This window comes from Streptomyces sp. H51 (assembly GCF_035656535.1).
Taxonomy (GTDB): Bacteria; Actinomycetota; Actinomycetes; order Streptomycetales; family Streptomycetaceae; genus Streptomyces.
Genome location: NZ_JAYMHD010000061.1, coordinates 1 through 19,407, shown reverse-complemented (window position 1 = coordinate 19,407; position 19,407 = coordinate 1). Strand labels below are relative to the sequence as shown.

Below are 19,407 nucleotides of genomic sequence, written 5' to 3'. Positions count from 1 at the left end.
GCCGGCCGGCGTCGAGGGCTCCGGCGTGACGCCGCCGGAGCCCCGGAGCGCGGCGGGTCAGATCGTCGACGCGTCGATCACGAACCGGTACCGGACGTCGCTCGCCAGCACCCGCTCGTACGCCTCGTTGACCTGCTCGGCGCGGATCAGTTCGATCTCGGCGCCGATGCCGTGCTCCGCGCAGAAGTCGAGCATCTCCTGGGTCTCCTGGATGCCGCCGATGCCGGACCCGGCGAGGGTCTTGCGGCCGCCGATCACCGAGAACAGGTTGAGCGAGACCGGCTCCTCGGGGGCGCCCACGTTCACCAGCGCGCCGTCCGTCCGGAGCAGGGACAGCAGCGCGCCGAAGTCCATCGGGGCCGACACCGTCGAGATGATCAGGTCGAACGTGCCGCGCAGCGCCTTGAAGGTCTTCGGGTCGCTGGTGGCGTGGTAGTGATCGGCGCCCAGCTTCAGCCCGTCGTCCTTCTTGCGCAGCGACTGGGACAGGACAGTCACCTCGGCGCCCATCGCGTGCGCGAGCTTGACGCCCATGTGGCCGAGCCCGCCGAGGCCGACGATCGCGACCTTCTTGCCGGGGCCCGCGTTCCAGTGCCGCAGCGGGGAGTAGGTGGTGATGCCGGCGCACAGCAGGGGCGCGGCGACGTCCAGCGCCAGGCCGTCGGGGATGCGGACGACGTAGTTCTCGTCGACGACGATCTTCTCCGAGTAGCCGCCGTAGGTCGGCTCGCCGTCCCTGCCGATGGCGTTGTACGTGCCGACGTTGCCGGCCAGGCAGTACTGCTCCAGCCCCTTGAGGCAGTTCTCGCACTCGCGGCAGGAGTCGACCATGCAGCCGACACCCACGCGGTCGCCGACGGCGAACCTGGTGACGCCGGGGCCGACCTCGGAGACGACGCCCGCGATCTCGTGGCCCGGGACCATGGGGAACATCGCCTCGCCCCAGCCCTCGCGCGCCTGGTGGATGTCCGAGTGGCAGATGCCGGCGAACTTGATGTCGATCAGGACGTCGTGCTCGCGGACCGCTCGGCGCTCGATGGTGGTGCGCTCCAGGGGCGCCTTGGCGGCGGGTGCGGCGTACGCAGCAACAGTGGTCATGCCGGGGGTTCTCCTAGCAAGGTCGTGTGCGCCCGGCTGCCTTCGCGCCGGGCACGACGTCCAGTGTGCCCAGCGGATCGCGGCTCACCCAGGCCACGCCTGTGCCTACGTCCGGTGTGCCTACCACTGGCGGGGTCAGGCTGCTGTGCGTACGACCGTGAATACTGGAAGGCATGGAGGAACAGCCCGAAACCGTGCGGGAGCCCGCGTCGGCCCTGGACCCGCGCGCCGAGCTCAGCGAGTTCCTGCGCACCCGGCGAGCCCGGCTGAAGCCGGAGGACGTGGGGCTGCCGGACTTCGGCCGGCACCGCCGGGTGCCGGGGCTGCGCCGCGAGGAGCTGGCGCAGCTCGCCGGGGTGTCCGTGGCGTACTACACGCGTCTGGAGCAGGGCAACGGGCAGAACGTGTCCGCGGAGGTGCTCGACTCGATCGCGCGGGCGCTGCGGCTGAACGACGCCGAGCACGCGCATCTGGTGCACCTGGCGAAGCCGAAGCAGCACAAGAAGAAGCCGGCCGGGCGGACGCAGCAGGTGCGCGGCGCGCTGCGGCAGCTGCTGGACACGATGGACACGGTGCCGGCCTATGTGACGGGGCGGCGTTCGGACATCCTCGCCTGGAACCGGATGGCCGCCGCGGTCTTCGGCGACTGGGCGGAGCTGCCGGCGCAGGAGCGGAACTGGGCGCGGCTGGTGTTCCTGCGGCCCGACTACCGTGACCTGTTCGTGCGGTGGGAGCAGAAGGCGAGCGACGTCGTCAGCTTCCTGCGCATGGATGCGGGCCGCAGTCCCGACGATCCGCGTCTGTCCTCCCTGGTGGGCGAACTCTCCGTGAAGAGCGAGGAGTTCCGGCGCCTGTGGGCCATGCACGACGTCAAGGAGAAGGGTTACGGCGTCAAGAACCTGCGCCATCCGCTGGTGGGCGACCTGACGCTGTCGTACGAGTCCTTCCGCCTGGCCGACGACGCGGAGCAGGTCCTGGTCACCTACCACGCGGAGCCGGGGTCGCCGTCGGCGGAGGCGCTGCGGCTGCTCGGCAGCTGGGCGGCGGACGCACCCCGGCCGGCCTCCTCCGCCCGGCCCTGATCCACCCGCCTCTGCCCGATCGGGACCAGGGGTGTTCTCGCGAGCACGGAAACGGCGGCACTCGCCGTCGCGGCGCCCGCCGTCGCGGCACTCGCCGTCGCGGCGCTGTCCGGGTTCGGCGGCGAACGGGCCGGGGGAAAGCGGCAGCTCGCGCTCTCCGCCGCCACGCGAGGCACGGAGTCGGCGAAGGCCCGCCGGAAGACTCTTCCGGCGGGCCTCGTCGGCCTTTCAGGCCGCTGGGTTCCTTGTCAGGACCCTCGGACTACTTGCCGTAGTAGGCGTTGTAGATCGAGAGCGTCGACTTGTTGTTCTTCTTGTCGGTGATCTTGGCGTGGAAGGAGATGGCCTTCCCCTTCGCCGGGTTCTTCACGGTGATCTTGCCGTGGACCACGCTGACCTTCTTCCAGGTCTGACCGTAGTCGTACGACACCCACACGCCCAGCGACTTGAGGTTGCTGCCCTTGGCGGAGCCCTCGACGACGACCGGGATGCTCACCGTCTTGCCGGCCTCGACCTTGCTGTCCAGTCCCGTGGCCGCGTTGAAACGGACCGTGGAGGCGGGCAGCTTGGTGAAGTCGGAGGTCTTCTTGGAGCGGAACGTCCAGCTCGCGTCGATGCGGGTGGAGGCCGCCGCGACCTTGACGGTGCGCTTGACCGACGTCGTCAGCTTGTACTCCGCCTCAGCGGAGGGCACCTTGAACTCGCCTTCGCCGAACAGCGGGTCGTTGTTGGAGCCGACCTTGGTGCCGTTGCGGTAGAGCGTGGTGGTGACCGAGGTGAAGAGCGAGGAGCCCGCGTGCGCCTTGCCGTCGGCGAACAGCGGCACGAGACCGGAGATGCTGTTGCCGTCGCGGTACAGACCGTAGTCGTAGTTCAGGTGCGGTCCGAACACGGCCGTGTTGAAGGTCTTCGAGTAGGTCTGGCCCGCCTTGAAGGTCTGCGGGGCGCCGATGACGTAGCCGGCCTCGGAGATCGGGAAGCCCTCGGAGTCGGTGCCGCCGTACTGCGTGAACTCCAGGTTCCACTGCACGCCGCCCGAGGTGGACAGGTGCAGCTTGCGGGTGCCGGGCAGGGTCTGCGGCATGCCGATCGAGGAGGCGCCGCTGCTGTTGGGCAGCCAGCCCACCGCGGTGACCGCGCCCTTCTTGCCGCTCGCCGCTGCGCCCATGCCGACCTTGACCGTGGCGAGTTCGCTCGCCTTGTAGTGCTTGGTGTAGCCGGTGGCGAGCTGCTTGACCACCGCGCCGACCGTGGTGTCGTACTCCTCGTCGTCACCCTTGGTCCAGTGGCCGTCCCACTGCTGGGTCAGCGAACCGTCGGTGACCTCCGGGCCGAGGCCCTTGGTGCGGAAGTTGTCGTAGGAGTCCAGCCACCAGCCGAAGGAGATGCCGAAGCCGCCGGACTGGACCGCGTAACCGGGCGACGCGAACTCCGACTTGGCGGCGGCGTCCGGAACGGTGATGTCGACCGGCTTCGCGGTCCGCGCGTCCAGCGTGATCGTCGTGTTCTTGGTGACGTTCAGCTTCGGCTGGGCCAGCGCGTCAAGGCCCTTGGTGACGTCCTCGGGGTCCACCAAGACGCCGGTGTCGAGGACGTAGTTGCCCTTGGGCACGCGCGTGGTGACGGTGCCGGAGGCGTCGTAGGGCGAGTAGAACCTGCCGTCGCCGAGGCCGGAGACGCCGACCAGGGTCGCGAGGTAGTTCTTGGCCGGGTTGCCGTCACGGTCGATGAACTTCAGCGTGACGTCGTACGACTGGACCTCGCGCTGGACCGCGGCCGCGGTGCGCACGGTCTGCCCGCCGCCGGTGGCGGTCACGTACGCGGAGTACATGCCGTCGACCGTGCCGCCCAGCCTGGTGTCGACGGTGAGGTCGACGGTGGTCTTGCCGCCCGCGGGGACGGTGACCGTGCTGGCGCCGAGCTTGAAGAAGCCGGCCGGAGCCGCCTGGCCCTTGGGGTCGGTGGCGGTGGACGTCAGCTTCAGGGTGACGTCCTTGGTGCCGAGGTTGCGGTACGTCAGCTGCTTGGTGACCGGCTTGTCGTCGGTGTGCGGCCACTGCTGGACGCCGAAGCTCTCCGACACCGGGTCGGCGATCACCGTCTGCTTGATGGCCTTGTCGACCTGGATGCGGCCCGAGCCCTGCTGGAACGGCGTGTACCCGCCGTCCTTGGCGGAGCCGGTCAGCGCGCCCTTGAGCTCGGCGAACGACCAGTCCGGGTGCTGCTGCTTGAGGATCGCCGCCGCGCCCGCCACGTGCGGGGTCGCCATCGACGTGCCCGAGATCGTCAGGTAGCCGGCCGGCTTCTCGCCGACCTCCTGGTCGATGACGCTGCCGGGGGCCGCCGCGGCGGTGATGTCCACACCGGGGGCGGTCACGTCGGGCTTGATCTGCCCGTCGAGTCCGGGGCCGCGGCTGGAGAAGGAGGCCAGCTTGTCCTTGTCGTCGACGGCGCCGACGGTCAGGGCGTCGGCGGCGCTGCCCGGGGAGCCGACGGTCTGGTCGCCGAAGTCGCCGTCGTTGCCGGCGGCGATCGCGAACAGGATGCCCTTCTGCTCCGACAGCTTGTTGACCTCGGCCTCGAGCGGGTCGATCTCCGGGGTGTCGCCGCCGCCCAGGCTGAGGTTGACCACGTCGGCGCCCTGTTCGGCGGCCCACTCCATGCCCGCGAGGATCTGCGAGTCGTCGCCGTAGCCGTCGTCGCTGAGGACCTTGCCGTTGAGCAGCTTGGCGCCCGGGGCGACGCCCTTGTACTTGCCGCCGGACTTGGCGCCCGTGCCGGCCGCGATGGAGGCGACGTGCGTGCCGTGGCCGTACTTGTCGGTGGCGTCGGGCGAGGTGGAGAAGTTCTTGGCCGCGATCACCTGGTCCTTGAGGTCCGGGTGCGTGGCGTCGACGCCGGTGTCCAGAACGGCGATCTTCACGCCCTTGCCGTCGTAGCCGGCCGCCCACGCCGTGGGGGCGCCGATCTGCGGCACGGACGTGTCGAGGCTGGCCTTGCGGACGCCGTCGAGCCAGACGTGGGCGATGCCGGAGGCGGTGCGGTCGCCGTCGGTGACGGCGTCCCACAGCTCGGGCGCGTCCTGCTTCGGCGTCTGCACCGCGTCCGCGTTCAGGGTCTTCAGGCTCTCGCGGAGCCTGCCCGCGTCCCGTACGTCGGCCCGGGCGGCCGTCGCGGCGCCCCGGTAGCCGACGATGACCTTCAGACCGCGCTTCTGCGACGTGCGGGTGGCGGCCTTGTTCAGCTCGGTGACGTCGAAGAGGCGCTGGTCCACCTTGCCGGTGGCGATCATGCGGGCGACATCGGCCGGCACGACCAGCGTGTGGCCCTCGGCCCTGCGGATCTGGACGGGTATGTGCTCGCGGCCCTTGGCCGGCTCCAGGCCGACGACACGGCCCTTGGCGTCCACGGCGACGCGGTCACCGGTGATCAGGGTGATGTGGTGCTTGGCGGTGAGGGCCGCCTTCGAGGCGCTGCTCGCCCGCTCGGGCTTGGCCGACGCCGGGCTGGTCATTCCCGCCGCCAGGGCCACGGCGGCCGCGGTGGCGATCGTGGCCGCGCATGCTCTCTTCACTTGTTGACGCAAGTCTCCCCCTGGAGATGAAGTACCGGGCATCGTCCCCCGTCACCCGGCCGGGGGTGGTCTCGTACACGCGCGCGTACGCCCCCCGGGAACACGCAGTATGCCGGGGGATGATCAGGCGTCTCAAGGGCGGAGAGAGGGGCGTCAGATGTATGCGGCAACTGTTACGCCGCCGCACGAACACTGTTACAGCTTCGTCGAATTGGGCCTCCGCGGGCCGCTTGACAGGCGGCGCCCGCGAGCGGTGGCGGAACTTCGCGACAGGCCCTACGCGCCCGCGTTCTCCTTGACGGTGATGCGTCCCTTGCGGATCGTCGCCAGGCGCGGGGCACGCCGGGCGATCGAGGAGTCGTGGGTGACCATGACGAAGGTCAGCCCGAGCTCCTTCCACATCCGCTCCAGCACCTCCATGATCTCGTCGCGCGTCGACTCGTCGAGGTTGCCGGTGGGTTCGTCGGCGAGCAGCACCTTCGGCTGCTTGACCAGGGCGCGGGCGATGGCGACGCGCTGCTGCTGACCGCCGGACATCTCGGACGGCAGGTGCCCGAGCCGCTCGCCGAGACCGACCGACTCCAGTGCCTCGGCGGCCCGTTCGCGCCGCTCCCCGACCTTCACGCCGAGGGGTACGAGGGCGGTCTCGACGTTCTCCTGGGCGGTGAGCGTCGGGATGAGGTTGAAGGACTGGAAGACGAAGCCGATGTTCTCGCTGCGCACCTCGGTGAGCCTGGCCTCGGACAGTCTCGCCAGGTCGACGCCGTCGAGGACGACCTCGCCGGCGGTGGGCCGGTCCAGTCCGCCGAGCATCTGCAGCAGGGTGGACTTGCCGCCGCCGGTGGGGCCCTGGATGACGAGCCGGTCGCCGTCGCCGATGGTGAGGTCGATGCCGTCGAGGGCGTCGACGGTCTCCTTGCCGCGGGTGTAGCGCTTGGTGACGCCTCTGAGTTCGTACATGGTCGGCTCCTGCCTGACGTTGACGTATGGGGATCGGGGCTCGCGCCGGCCGGGCGGGCCCCGGGGCGTGCGGAGGGGCTTGTGGAAGGGGCAAAGCGGGGGCGTGCGGAAGGGGCGCGGAAGCGGGGCGTGCGGAAGGGGCGCCGCGGGGTGCGCTACTCCACGCGCCGCAGTGCGTCCGCCGGTCGCAGCCGCGAGGCCCGCCAGCCGCCGAACGCGCCCGCTATCAGGCCGCCGGCCACCGCGAGGGCGACCGCGAGGGCGATCGTCGTGGCGCTCACCGGCGCGGTGAGCGCGACCTCCAGGGTCTTCGCGGGCGGGCGGCCGGGGCCGCCGCCGAAGCCGCCGCCCCCGGGGCCGCCCATCCCTCCGCCGCCCCCACCGGACCCCAGTCGGGCCCGCAGCGTCGGGCTGATCGCGGTGACGGCGTACGCGCCCGCCAGGCCGAGCGCGATACCGAGGGCGCCGCCGACCAGTCCGTTGACGATCGCCTCGCCGACGACCTGCCCGGTCACCCGGCCCGACTTCCACCCGAGCGCCTTGAGCGTGCCGAACTCGCGCACCCGGCGCGAGACCGCGGAGGAGGTGAGCAGGCCCGCGACCAGGAAGGCGGCCACCAGCACGGCGATCGACAGCCACGTGCCGACGCTGGTGGCGAGGGAGGAGGCCGTGGACAGGGAGCCGGAGACGGTGTCGGCGAGGTCGGCGGAGGTGGTGACCGTCGTACCCGAAAGGTTCTTCCGGATCGCCGACTTGACGGAGCCGATCTTCTGCGAGTCGGTCGCCTTGACGTAGATCGTGGTGACCTTGTTCTTCGAGTCGCTGAGCGTCTGGGCCTGCTTCAGCGGGATGTAGAGGTCGGCGGCCGGGTCGCCGCTGTCGGCGGTGGCGACACCGATGATCCTGAACTCGGTGCCCTTGACGGTGACGGTCGAACCGACCTCGTACTTCTTCTCCTTGGCGTACGCGGAGTCCACGACGGCGACCTCGGCGTCGGTCTCCGAGGTCTTGAACGTGCGCCCGCTGGTGATCTTCGACGAGGTCAGCGGGCCGAGGGCCGGCTCGGTGACGTCGGTGCCGTAGACGGAGTAGCTGTTGACGTCGAAGTTCGCACCGCCGCCGCGCACTTCGCCCTGCGGCCGGCCGGTGCCGCCGCCGGGGCCGCCCTGCGTGCCGCCCTCGCCGTTCTGCCGGCCACCGTCGTCGTTCTGCTGGAACTGACCCCGCGTGAACCGGCCGCTGACCTTGATGACCTGGAGGCTGAGACCGCCGACGGCGTCCGAGACGCCGCGCTGGCCGGCGACCTTCGTCACCGTCGACGCCGACAGCGTCTGGAAGCCCTGCACCATGACGCGGTCGCTGCTCTGCTCCTCGTCGGAGCCGGCGTCCTGCGCGTCGAAGTCGAAGCGGGGGCGGCCCGAGCCGCTCGTCGGGGGCGCGGCCGCCTTGGTGACCGTCATGTCGGTACCGAGGCCGTACAGCGACTGGAGGACCCTGTCCTGGGCCTTGCCCATGCCGGAGGCCACGGAGTTGACCACGATGACGAGGGCGATGCCCAGCGCGAGGCCGGAGGCGACGACGAGCGCCGCCTTTCTACGGCGCCGCAGTTCGCGCCTCAGGTAGGTGAAGAACATGGCCGCAAGGTAGGTACGCGCCGTGATGACTCGATAAGGCGGCCATAAGAGCTGCATGAGAAGGCCGGACCGGGGCCCGGCAACACCGGTGCCGCCCCTGGGGGCGGCACCGGTCGGTCGTGGAGCAGCCGTCAGACGGCCGATCCGGCCTTCCACTCGGCCCAGTTCATGTTCCAGCCGTTGAGGCCGTTGTCGGGGGCCACCGTCTTGTCGCCGGTGTTCGACACGACCACGACGTCACCGAGGATCGAGTTGTTGTAGAACCACGCGGCCGGCGTGTTCGGGTCGTTGGCGCCCTTGGTGTCGGACAGGCCCACGCAGCCGTGGCTGGTGTTCACGCTGCCGAAGATGGACTTCGCGCCCCAGTAGTTGCCGTGCACGAAGGTGCCGGAGTTGGTCAGCCGGATGGCGTGCGGCACGTCCTTGATGTCGTACTCGGCCTTGCCGTCGTTGTCGGTGAAGCCGACCGTCGTGCCGTTCATCCGGGTCTCTTTGAACTTCTCCGACATCACCATGATGCCCTCGTACGTCGTGTTCTCGGGCGAACCGGCGGAGATCGGGATGGTCTTGACGACCTTGCCGTCCTGCGTGACCTTCATCTGCTTGGTCTTCGCGTCGACGTAGGAGACCTGGTTGCGGCCGATGCGGAAGGTGACCGTCTTCTGCTGGACGCCGTAGACGCCGTCGGCGCCCTCGACTCCGTCGAGCGCCAGCTTCAGCGTGACGGTGGAGTTCCCCTGCCAGTAGTCCTCGGGCCGGCAGTCCATGCGGTTGGCGTTGAACCAGTGGCAGACGACCTCCTGGCCGCTGCTGGAGGTGACCGTGATGCCCTTCTGGACGGCGGCCTTGTCGCTGATCGCCTTGTCGAAGTTGATCGACACCGGCATGCCGACGCCGACGGTGGAGCCGTCCTCCGGCGTGAAGTTCGCTATGAAGCTGTTGGACGGGGAGACCGTGGTGAACGAGGCGTTCTCGTGGGCCACGCGGCCCTCGGAGTCCTTCGCGGCCGCGGCGACCTTGTAGCTGGTCGAGCGCTCCAGCTGGACGCTCGGCTTCCAGCTCGTCCTGTCGGCCGACAACTGCCCGGAGACGGCTTTGCCGTCGGCGGACGTCATCGTCACGCTGGTCAGCGTGCCCTTGCTGACGGTGACGGCCGCGGAGTTGTTGATCGAGGCGTTGTCGGAGCCGTCCTTTGGCGTGATCTTGATGACGGCCTCGGACGCCTTCTCGGCGGCCGCCTCGTCGGCCTTGGCCTGGGAGGTGTCGCCGCCCCCGCTGCTTCCGGAGGCGCTGTCGCCGCCACCGGAACACGCCGAGAGCACCAGTACGCCACCGAGCAGTGCGGACGCGACCACGAAGCCCCTGCGCCGCTTACTGTTCGTCATCACACGCTTCTCCATCGTTGCCGTATCCCCAAACCCCAAGAGTCCCCGTTAACGAACTCCAACGCTCCGACCGGTGCGCCCCGTTCCACATCTACCGCATCTGTGGGGCACGCCACGTCCGCCGCGACGGTGGTGCGGATGGCGGTCCGTGCGCCAGGCGGGACGAAGAGCCCCGGGAGACGGTTGCCGGCCGGGGCTCACGATTCCCCCGGACGGAGGTCAGGCGCCGCCGCCCGCCCGTTCGCTCTCGTCGTCCTCCTCGACATCATCCTCGTCCAGGTACCCGTCCGGCGAATCGGGGTCGTAGTCGATCCCCTCGGCCGACCAGGAAGCCTGCGCGAGCTCGGCCCCGGGCACCTCACTGACCAGGTCGAACGGATCCACGAGGTAGGCCAGGGCTTCCGCGGTGTCTTCCGTCACAGCACTCTCGGCTTGTACCCGCTCACCGGCCGGCATATCGGGATCGTCCACGATCCGCTCCAGGGCGGCCCGGGTCAGGGCGTCCGAGTCCTCGATTTCGAGGACGAGTTCGACGCGAAGGCGGACAAAACGTGACGTGTCTTCAGTGCTCATGCCCAGGAGCGTACGACTCATTCCTCCCGTGACTTTCCTGTGACCCTCCACTTTCACTACCATCGACCCACACGGCCAATTCGCCAGCGCCACAAGGGGATCGATATTCCGTGTCATCCGCTCGCCGTCCATTGCTGACCGCCACCGCCGCGGGGACGCTGCTGTGCGCCCTGTGGTTCGTCCCGTCCGCCAACGCGACTCAGGACACCCCTGCCGGACAGCAGCCCTCGGCGGCCACGACGACGCAGGCCAGGGCAGCTTCGGGGGCGGACACGACGGCGTCCGCGGCGGACTCCCGGCTCGCCGACACCGGCAGCTTCGACACGACCCCGTACGTCGTCGGCGGCTCGCTCCTCCTCACCCTCGGCGCGGGGTTCGTCGCCTACTCGGTACGCCGGGAACGTCTGGGTTTTTGAACTCGTTTGACGTCCCCTTGACGAGGACTTCATAGTCCGCTCATGAAGAGATCATCGGGCGCGCGCATGGGCGCCGCGGTTGCCGTGAGCGTGCTGTCGCTCGCCCTCACCACGGGATGCGGCGGGGACTCCGGCGCCAAGGACGCCAAGGGACCGGCCGGCGAGGACTCCTCGTCCACCGCGGCCGGCTCGGCCGGCGCGAAGGCGCTCGGCGCGGGCGAGCTGGAGAGACTCGTCGTCACGAAGGCGGACCTGGACGGGTACGACGTCCGGCCCGCCGACACCGGCGACCGCTTCGCCGCCTCGAAGGACCAGGTGACGGTGACGGACGCGAAGTGCGCGCCCGTCGCCTACGTGCTGACCGGTTTCGCGCCGGGCGACGAGAGCGCCTACGTCAACCGCATGGTGACCGAGAAGAGCACGAAGCCCACCGCCTCGGGCACCTCGGACGAGGACCTCGAGAACGCGATGGACGGCCTCCAGGACGTGCTGGACTCCACGATGACCATCGTCTCGCTCTCCTCCTACGACGGCGCGGGCGCCGAGGAGACGATGAAGTCGGTCACGGACGCGGTCGGCGGCTGCGCGGGCGGGTTCACGGTCTCGGCCAAGGGCCAGGACACCCAGACGTTCACCAAGGTCGCCGAGGAGAAGTCCTCCGGGACCGGTGACCGGTCGGTGGCGTTCGCGGTGACCAGCAAGGTCGAGGGCGGCACGACGACCGTGCACGCCGAGGTCGTGCGGCACGGCTCCACGGTCGCCACGTACTACGCGCTCAGCCTGGCCGCGCTGGCCGGCGAGAAGAACACGTACGGCATCCCCGCCGACGTCGTCCGGGCCCAGGCGGCCAAGCTCGGGTGAGCCTCCGGGGCCCCGCCGCGCGGCGGGGCCCCGGCCCGTTCACCGCAGTGGCCCGGTGACCTTCTCCACCGCGGCCACCAGCCGTCCGTCCCGCACGAACGCGTCCGCGGCGGCCAGGTCGGGCGCCAGGAACCGGTCCGGGCCCGGCCCCTGCACACCGGCGGCCCGCACGGCCTCGATCACGGCGCGCGAGGCGGGCGCGGGTGTCAGGCCCTCGCGCAGTTCGACGGCACGGGTGGCGGCGTACAGCTCGATCGCGAGCACCCGGGTGAGGTTGTCGACGGCGGTGCGCAGCTTGCGCGCCGCCGACCAGCCCATCGAGACGTGGTCCTCCTGCATGGCGGACGACGGGATCGAGTCCGCCGACGCCGGTACGGCGAGCCGCTTCAGCTCGCTCACCAGCGCGGCCTGCGTGTACTGGGCGATCATCAGGCCGGAGTCGACGCCGGGGTCGTCCGCGAGGAACGGCGGCAGGCCGTGGCTGCGGTTCTTGTCGAGCAGGCGGTCGGTGCGGCGCTCGGCGATGGAGGCGAGGTCGGCGGCGGCGATGGCGAGGAAGTCGAGGACGTAGGCGACCGGGGCGCCGTGGAAGTTGCCGTTGGACTCCACCCGTCCGTCGGGAAGCACCACCGGGTTGTCGACCGCCGACGCCAGTTCGCGTTCGGCGACCAGGCGGGCGTGGGCGAGGGTGTCGCGCCCGGCGCCGGCGACCTGCGGGGCGCAGCGCACCGAGTAGGCGTCCTGCACCCGCGGGGCGTCGTCCTGGTGGTGGCCGGTGAGCCCGGAACCCGTGAGCACCGCCAGCATGTTGGCGGCGGAGGCGGCCTGCCCGGGGTGCGGGCGGATGGCGTGCAGCTCGGGGGCGAGCACCCGGTCGGTGCCGAGCAGGGCCTCCAGGGTCAGGGCGGCGGTGACGTCGGCGGACTTGTAGAGGGTGTCCAGGTCGGCCAGGGCCATGACCAGCATGCCGAGCATGCCGTCGGTGCCGTTGAGGAGGGCGAGGCCCTCCTTCTCGCGCAGTTCGACGGGGGCGATCCCGTGCTCGGCGAGCAGTTCCCCGGCCGGCCTCACGGCGCCGTCCGGCCCCTCGGCCTCCCCCTCCCCCATGAGCGTGAGGGCGCAGTGCGACAGCGGCGCGAGGTCGCCGGAGCAGCCGAGGGAGCCGTACTCGTGCACGACCGGGGTGATGCCGGCGTTCAGGACGTCCGCCATGGTCTGCGCGACCTCGGGGCGGACGCCGGTGTGCCCGGAGCAGACGGTCTTCAGCCGCAGGAACATCAGGGCCCGCACGACCTCGCGCTCCACCCGCGGACCCATGCCGGCCGCGTGCGAGCGGACGATGTTGCGCTGCAACTGGCTGCGCAGGTCCTGGCTGATGTGCCGGGTCGCCAGGGCGCCGAAGCCGGTGCTGACGCCGTAGACGGGGTCGGGCTTGGCCGCCAGCGCGTCCACGATCCCGCGGGCGGCAGCGAGGGCCGCCACGGCCTCCGCGGAGAGATCGACCCGGGCGCCGTCGCGCGCCACGGCGAGAACGTCGGACGCGGTGACCCCGGAAGTCCCCACCACCACAGTGTGCATATCCATATTCAGGAGCGTACGCAGTGAATTCCGCAATGTCACCAGTGGGTGGTCGGTGCACCCCTCACCCGTGCGGCGTCCGGCATCCGGCAACCCGGGGCAGGTCCGTCACGCGCGGCGGCCGCGGAACCGGCGGCGCTCGGCCGTCCGCTCCCCCGAGGGCTCGTCGGCCATCCGCACGACGGGGTCGTCGGGGCCCTCCCGGCCGGCGACCACCGGCTCCGCGGCGCGTACCGCCTTGGCCCGGTACTGGGCGGCGTCGGCGAGCCGGAACAGGCGGCGGGCCGAGCCGACCGGCCCGATCGGGTCGTCGGTCGAGGCGACCCCGCAGGCGACCCCCTCGCCCAGCTCCAGCTCGGCGGCCCGGCGGCAGAGTTCGCGGGCCGCCTTGACGACCTCGTCGGCGGACGGGCCGACCGCGAGCAGACAAAACTCGTCGCCGCCGAGGCGGGCGGCCAGGGCGCCGGGGAGCATGGCACCGCACAGGGAGAGGACCGAGCCGAAGCGTTCCAGCAGGCGGTCGCCGACGGCGTGGCCGCGGGTGTCGTTGACGTGCTTGAGCCCGTTCAGGTCGCACACGACCAGACTGACGACGGTGCCGTCCGCGCGGTGGCGCTCGATCGCCTCGTCCAGCCGCGCGTCGACGGCGCGGCGGTTGGCGAGACCGGTGAGCGCGTCGGTGTAGGCGAGGCGCCTGACCTCCTCCAGGCGCTCGGCCTGGGCGATACCGGCGGCGACGACCGCGGCCAGCACGGTGGCGAAGTCGGCGTCGCCCGGCCCGAAGACGGGATCGCCGGCCCGGCGGGCGACGTACAGCTCGCCCCAGGCCCGCCCGTTCAGCACGATCGGCGCGACCACGCAGCAGCCGCGGCGCCGGCGCCGCAGGGCGGCGACGCGCTGGTGGACGTAGCCGGGGCGGCCCCCGGCGGCCGGGCCCTCGGCGGTCTCCACCCAGGCGTTGGGACCACCGCCGCCGGCCCAGCGCTCGTGCAGGAACTCGGTGATCTCGGGGAACTGGTGCACCGGATAGGACTCGTCGTCCGGGAACTCCTGCTCGCCCGCGGCCCGCTCTCCGACGTTGACGAGAACCCTGAGCCTGCCGAGGTCGCGCTCCCACACGGACAGCGCGGCGAAGCTCCCGCCCAGCGCGCGGCACGCGCCGGCCGCCGCGGCACGCCACGCCTCGCGCGTGCCGTGGGCCGCCGCCATGCCCTGCGCCAGCGCGACGACAGCCGCGAGCCGCTTGTCCTCACCCATCACCCCAGGCTAGGGACATCCAGGGCGATTGGGGACATTCAATTCGCCCAGCCGCGCCCCACCCCGGCAACCGCCCCTCGAACCCGACCCCCCGGCGCCCCGCCCCCGCGGCGACACCGGGCCGCTCCCGCAGACGCGGGACCGGCCCGGCACCCCGCCCGTCACACCGGCACAAGCCCCGACACCGGGCGGCACAAGCCCCGACGCCGGGAGACGCCCCGGCAACCGACCGTCACAGCTGCGGCCGCGGCCGCAGCCGGGCACCCGACCCCCGCTGCCCGACGACCCGGCGGCCCGGCGACCCGGCGGCCCGGCGACCCGGCTGCTCGTCCCCGGGCGGCGGACGGCCTGGTCACCCCGTCCGGCGACCGCACCCGACCACGCGTCCGGCCACACAGCACCCGGCAACGACACCCTGACAGCCGACCGTCGCAGCCGCAGCCGGGCACCCACACCCGGGATCCACCGCGCGAAACTGGGGCCCGGCCGCCCGACGCCATGGCCACACCCGGCGATGCGCCTCTTACGCGGGACCGGTCCGGTATCCCGTCCCGCACGCCGGGCACCCGCAGGGGGAGCGGCGGCAGCGGGCCGGGAGACGCCCTGCAGCCGACCGCCGCAGCCGGGCGGCCGCTGCCCGGCGACCGGCAACCCGGCTGCTCGACACCGGTCGCCCGACGGCCCCGTCATCCCGTCCGGCGGCTGACGGCCTGCGGCCGGCGGCTCTCGACGCGTGGGCTGCGTGTGTTCACTCGCCCGGCCACTGAGGCTTCCGCTTCTCGTTGAAGGCCGCCACTCCTTCCGCCCGGTCTCCGGAGAAGGCCACCGAGCGCCAGGCCGCGTCCTCGACCTCCAGGCCGGCCCGCAGATCGAGGCCGTGACCGAGGCGCAGTGCGCGCTTGGCGGCCCGCAGGCCGACCGGCGAGTTCGCCGCGATACGGGAGGCCAGCGCGAGCGCCTCCTCACGGTCGCGCCCCGGCTCGACCAGTTCGTCGACGAGCCCCAGCTCGTGGGCCTCGGCGGCCTCCAGTCGCCGCGCGGTGAAGATCAGCTCGGCGGCCCTCGCGGCGCCCACCCGGCGCGGCAGCAACTGCGTACCGCCGCCGCCCGGGATCACGCCGACGGACACCTCCGGCAGCCCCACCACGGCCGTACGGTCGGCCACGATCAGGTCGCACGACAGCGCCAGCTCGAAGCCGCCGCCCAGGGCGAACCCGTGCACCGCCGCGATGGTCGGCACCGGCAGTTCCAGGACACCGGTGTACGCACCCCGGGCGACGGGCCGCTGGCGGACCAGTTCCGCGTCGGTGAAGGAGTTCCGCTCCTTCAGGTCCGCCCCGACGCAGAACGCCCGCTCGTGCGTCGAGGTCACCACGACCACCCGCACGTCACGGTCGGCGCCCAGCGCCGCGCACGCCGCGGCGATCGAGCGGGCCATCTCGGTGGAGACGGCGTTCATGGCCTTGGGCCGGTCCAGAGCCAGCTCCGCGACATGCCCGACGTCCCCGTCGCCGTGCCGCCGCACCAGCACGAACTCCCCGAACCGCTCCTCGCTCATGACGCCCTCCGGTTAACGCGGGTTAACAAGATACGCCTCGATCATCCCAGCCCCGGCCCGGCGGCGAAAGGCGCACCCGTCAACCCGTTCGAGTGACATACCGCCCGACTCGCACCCCAGCGGCCACGGCAGCGCATACCGTGCCTCCGCCACGGCGCACCGGGGGCGGGGCGCGATGCGGAGGGGCTGCCATGACGGACAGGACAGACGCGACAGGCACTGCGGACATAGCGGAGGCGGTCGATCCGACGGACGCCGCCGACATCCCTCACCCCGGCTTGCGCGAGCCCGGTCTCCGGGTCCGCGGCCGGCACCGCAGGCCTCGCCGGCGCCGGGCGCTGATCGCCGCCGGGGGCCTGGCGCTGGCCGCCGGCGCGCTGAGTCTCGCCCGCCTGACACCGGACGCCCCCGAGGCGGCCCGGGCCCCGAGCACCGTCACGGCGCCGTCGCCCGCCGCCACGACCGCGTCGGCACCGTCGAAGACGGCCGAGCCGTCGGCCGCCGCTCGGGGCGGTACGAGCACCCGGCGGGCCGCACATCCGGATGCCGTCCCGGTACCGGCCGCGGCCACCTCGTCCGCGTCCGTCCCCGCCGCCACGGCCCTCCCCGAAACCACCGGCGGCCCGCACCCCACGGCGACGCCCCGCCCACCGGCCACGACGAGCACCGCCCCGCCGGCGACCCCGGCACCCAGCGGCACCACCGCACCCCCCGCGCCGCCCGCGCCGGAGCCGAGCGCTCCCGGCCTGCCGGATGTGTGCGTCCCGGTGATCGGCCTGTGCGTGGACCTGCCCGGCGGCCACGGCGACTGACCTCGCCCGCCGCCCACCGCCCGTTGACCGCCGCCCGCCGACCGTGGCCCCGGGAGCCGGTCAGCCCGTGAGCCGTCGGCGGGTGAGCCGTCGGCCCGTCACTCGGACGCGCCGCTCCGCCGGGTCAGCAGCCAGGGTTCGACCACGCCGAGGCCGCGCACCGGGCGCTGCCACATCGGCTGGAGGGCGAAGCGGTACACCGGGGGCTCCTCGCCCTCCTTCTCCGCGGTCGCCGCCGCCTCGGCGGCGGCCGCCTCCGAGGCGGGCGCGTCACCGACCCGGATCAGTTCCTCGGCGAACGCGCTGTCGACGAGCACGGCGTCGCGGGGAGCTATCGACGTCAGGCGGGACGCCAGGTTCACCGTCGTGCCGAAGACGTCGCCCATCCGAGTGGTCACGGTGCCGAAGGCGATGCCGACGCGCAGCTCCGGCATCGTCTCGTCGTTGGCCATCGTCTCGATCAGGCGCAGCGCGATCTCCGCGGCGACCCCGGCGTCGTCGGCCGCGTAGAGCACCTCGTCGCCGAGCGTCTTGATGAGCCGTCCGCCGTGCGCGGCGACGAGATCGGCGGCGGTCGTCTCGAAGGCCTCGACGAGTTCGCCGAGCTCCTCCTCCTCCATCCGGCGGGTGAGGCGGGTGAAGCCGACCAGGTCGGCGAAGCCGACCGCGAGGCGCCGGTCGACCATCTCCTCGTCGTCGGCGGCCTGCACGACCCGGCCGGCGGACGCGGCGAGCTGGCGGCGCCAGACGTAGACGAGGAACTCCTCCAGCTCGGGCAGCAGCAGCTCGACGATCGGGTACGTCACCTCGGTGCGCGTCATCCCCGGCTCGGGCGGCTCGGTCAGGCCCTCCAGGAAGGAGTCGATCTGCCACTCGGCCAGACGCGCGGTGGTCTGCCCGGTGGACCGGGCGACCTGCACGGCCATCGCCTCGCTGAGCAGCCCGGCCTCCACCAGGCCGGCCAGCCGCCGCAGGGCCAGCACGTCGGCCTCGGTCAGCGCCTTGGCCTGGCCGATGTCCGCGAAGCCCATGGCCCGCCAGAACCGGGAGGCGAGCTCCATGGAGACGCCGGCGCTGCGGGCCGCCTGGAACGGGGTGTAGCGCCGTTCGGCGCCGAGGATGAGCTGTTCGAGGCGCAGGGCGAGCGGATCCTCGCCGGAGTCGGCGGCGTCGTGGTCCACCCGGTCGTGCGCGCCCGCGCCGGAGCCCGTGTCGTCGACGGTCACGCCTGCTGCCCTTCCGATCTGTCACGGTCAGGTATCGACCGGCCTCAACTGTACGGCAGGTGTGCGGTAGCTCACTCCCGGCCGGAACAGCGGGAGCCACGGCCACGGCCGCGGTCGGAGCCGTGGTCACAGCCCCGCACGGCGCATCCGCCGGCGCAGTGGACGGCATACCGATCGGCGCCGCTCGGCGCATCGGCCGCGCCACCGCCCGGCCGCTCACCCGGCCGCTCACCCGGCCGCGCCACCGCCCGGCCGCTCACCCGGCCGCGCCACCGCCCGGCCGCTCACCCGGCCGGGCCCCGCGCCGTCACGCAGGTCTGAGGTGCACGATGTCGCCCGCGCCCACCGGCTCCTGCACTCCGTCCGCCGTCGCCAGCACCAGCCTGCCGTCCCCGTCGACCGCCACCGCCTCCCCGATGACCGACCGGTCGCCGGGCAGTTCGGCCCGTACCGTCCGCCCGAGCGTCGCGCAGCCCGCCGCGTACGTCTCCTGCAGCCCGGAGGCCGCCGGGTCGCCGCCCACGGCACGCCAGCGCCCGTACCAGTCCTCCAGCGAGCGCAGCATCGCCCGCAGCAGCGGGTCGCGGTCCGTGCTCACCGCTCCGGCCAGCGCCAGCGAGCCCGCCTGCGGCACCGGCAGCTCGTCCTGGCGCAGGGTGACGTTGACGCCGACGCCGACGACCACCGCGTCGCCGGCGGCCCGCTCCGCGAGGATCCCGCCGGCCTTGCGTTCCTCGCCGCCGACGGTGACCAGGAGGTCGTTGGGCCACTTGAGTGCCGTGTCCACGCCCGCCGACCGGGACAGTCCCGTGGCCACCGCGACACCGGTGAGCAACGGCAGCCAGCTCCAGCGGGCCGCCGGCACGTCGCCCGGCGTGAGCAGCACCGAGAAGTAGAGGCCGGAGCGGGCCGGCGCCGTCCACCGGCGGTCCAGTCGCCCCCGGCCGGCCGTCTGCTCCTCGGCGACCAGGACGGTTCCCTCGGCCGCCTCCCCCGACTGCGCGAGAGCGGCGAGGTCGGAGTTGGTGGAACCGGTGCTCCGCACCACCCGTATCTCGCGCCACAGACTGCCCTCGTGCACCAGCCCGCGCCGCAGCGCGGCGGCGTTCAGGGGCGGGCGGTCGAGGTCGGACCAGCGGCTGTCGTCTGCTGCATCGGGCGGCGTCATGCGAACCACCCTAGGTGTGGTGCACGCCGCACTGCCGATCGAGGGGCACGCCACTACGCTACGGATGAGTAACCGTCCCCCCTTTTGAGCAGGCAGGGAGCCGCATCCCGATGTCCGAGCCGGAAGAGCGTCAAGAGATCGACATCCACACGACCGCGGGCAAGCTCGCGGATCTGCAGCGCCGTATCGACGAAGCGACGCACGCCGGCTCCGCACGCGCCGTGG

15 protein-coding genes are annotated in these 19,407 nt (G+C 72.3%); 4 read left to right on the top strand and 11 right to left on the bottom strand.

The genetic code is table 11. The features are described 5' to 3' along the window. Window positions 1–57: 57 nt before the first annotated feature. Window positions 58–1,098, bottom strand: a complete 1,041-nt coding sequence (locus tag VKA29_RS20565) for an NAD(P)-dependent alcohol dehydrogenase (RefSeq protein WP_324787346.1) — start codon at window positions 1,096–1,098, stop codon at window positions 58–60. Between the two features lie 173 nt (window positions 1,099–1,271). Here VKA29_RS20565 and VKA29_RS20560 point away from each other — a divergent pair, with 173 nt between their 5' ends. After that, entirely contained in the window at window positions 1,272–2,180 is a 909-nt protein-coding gene (locus VKA29_RS20560) for a helix-turn-helix transcriptional regulator (RefSeq protein ID WP_324787345.1), read from the top strand. 262 nt (window positions 2,181–2,442) lie between these two features. Here VKA29_RS20560 and VKA29_RS20555 read toward each other — a convergent pair whose 3' ends face one another. The 5 genes from VKA29_RS20555 to VKA29_RS20535 form a co-directional block, all read right to left on the bottom strand. Then, complete coding sequence (locus tag VKA29_RS20555) at window positions 2,443–5,754, bottom strand: S8 family serine peptidase (protein ID WP_324787344.1); 3,312 nt, start codon at window positions 5,752–5,754, stop codon at window positions 2,443–2,445. Between the two features lie 276 nt (window positions 5,755–6,030). Then, window positions 6,031–6,714: an ABC transporter ATP-binding protein gene (locus tag VKA29_RS20550; protein WP_324787343.1), complete on the bottom strand. Its 684-nt coding sequence runs from the start codon at window positions 6,712–6,714 to the stop codon at window positions 6,031–6,033. Between the two features lie 155 nt (window positions 6,715–6,869). Then, window positions 6,870–8,348 carry an ABC transporter permease gene (locus tag VKA29_RS20545; protein ID WP_324787342.1) on the bottom strand — a complete coding sequence of 493 codons (1,479 nt, stop codon included), beginning with the start codon at window positions 8,346–8,348 and terminating at the stop codon, window positions 6,870–6,872. A gap of 131 nt (window positions 8,349–8,479) precedes the next feature. Then, window positions 8,480–9,748, bottom strand: a complete 1,269-nt coding sequence (locus VKA29_RS20540) for a L,D-transpeptidase (RefSeq protein ID WP_324787341.1) — start codon at window positions 9,746–9,748, stop codon at window positions 8,480–8,482. 204 nt (window positions 9,749–9,952) lie between these two features. Further along, window positions 9,953–10,306: a hypothetical protein gene (locus tag VKA29_RS20535; RefSeq protein ID WP_324787340.1), complete on the bottom strand. Its 354-nt coding sequence runs from the start codon at window positions 10,304–10,306 to the stop codon at window positions 9,953–9,955. Window positions 10,307–10,416: 110 nt separating this feature from the next. Here VKA29_RS20535 and VKA29_RS20530 point away from each other — a divergent pair, with 110 nt between their 5' ends. Together VKA29_RS20530 and VKA29_RS20525 are read left to right on the top strand one after the other, a co-directional pair. After that, a complete protein-coding gene (locus tag VKA29_RS20530) occupies window positions 10,417–10,722 on the top strand; it encodes an LAETG motif-containing sortase-dependent surface protein (protein WP_324787339.1) in 306 nt (101 codons plus the stop codon). 42 nt (window positions 10,723–10,764) lie between these two features. Beyond that, entirely contained in the window at window positions 10,765–11,583 is an 819-nt protein-coding gene (locus VKA29_RS20525) for a hypothetical protein (RefSeq protein WP_324787338.1), read from the top strand. Window positions 11,584–11,622: 39 nt separating this feature from the next. Here VKA29_RS20525 and hutH read toward each other — a convergent pair whose 3' ends face one another. The 3 genes from hutH to VKA29_RS20510 all read right to left on the bottom strand — a co-directional run bounded on the left by hutH (window position 11,623) and on the right by VKA29_RS20510 (window position 15,976). Next, window positions 11,623–13,161 (bottom strand): histidine ammonia-lyase, encoded by a 1,539-nt coding sequence (hutH, locus tag VKA29_RS20520; protein ID WP_324787549.1) that lies wholly within the window; start codon window positions 13,159–13,161, stop codon window positions 11,623–11,625. A 108-nt stretch (window positions 13,162–13,269) separates the two neighbouring features. Then, entirely contained in the window at window positions 13,270–14,418 is a 1,149-nt protein-coding gene (locus VKA29_RS20515; RefSeq protein WP_324787337.1) for a GGDEF domain-containing protein, read from the bottom strand. A gap of 748 nt (window positions 14,419–15,166) precedes the next feature. Further along, on the bottom strand, window positions 15,167–15,976 hold the full coding sequence (locus VKA29_RS20510; RefSeq protein ID WP_324787336.1) for an enoyl-CoA hydratase/isomerase family protein: 810 nt from the start codon (window positions 15,974–15,976) through the stop codon (window positions 15,167–15,169). A gap of 191 nt (window positions 15,977–16,167) precedes the next feature. Here VKA29_RS20510 and VKA29_RS20505 point away from each other — a divergent pair, with 191 nt between their 5' ends. Continuing rightward, the gene (locus VKA29_RS20505; RefSeq protein ID WP_324787335.1) at window positions 16,168–16,788 is read left to right on the top strand and encodes a hypothetical protein; all 621 of its coding nucleotides are present in this window, start codon (window positions 16,168–16,170) and stop codon (window positions 16,786–16,788) included. Window positions 16,789–16,886: 98 nt separating this feature from the next. On the opposite strand, the gene VKA29_RS20500 is transcribed toward VKA29_RS20505, so the two are convergent. Both VKA29_RS20500 and VKA29_RS20495 read right to left on the bottom strand, forming a co-directional pair. Beyond that, entirely contained in the window at window positions 16,887–18,014 is a 1,128-nt protein-coding gene (locus tag VKA29_RS20500; protein ID WP_324787334.1) for an adenylate/guanylate cyclase domain-containing protein, read from the bottom strand. Window positions 18,015–18,321: 307 nt separating this feature from the next. After that, a complete protein-coding gene (locus tag VKA29_RS20495) occupies window positions 18,322–19,182 on the bottom strand; it encodes a biotin--[acetyl-CoA-carboxylase] ligase (protein WP_324787333.1) in 861 nt (286 codons plus the stop codon). Between the last annotated feature and the right edge of the window lie 225 nt (window positions 19,183–19,407).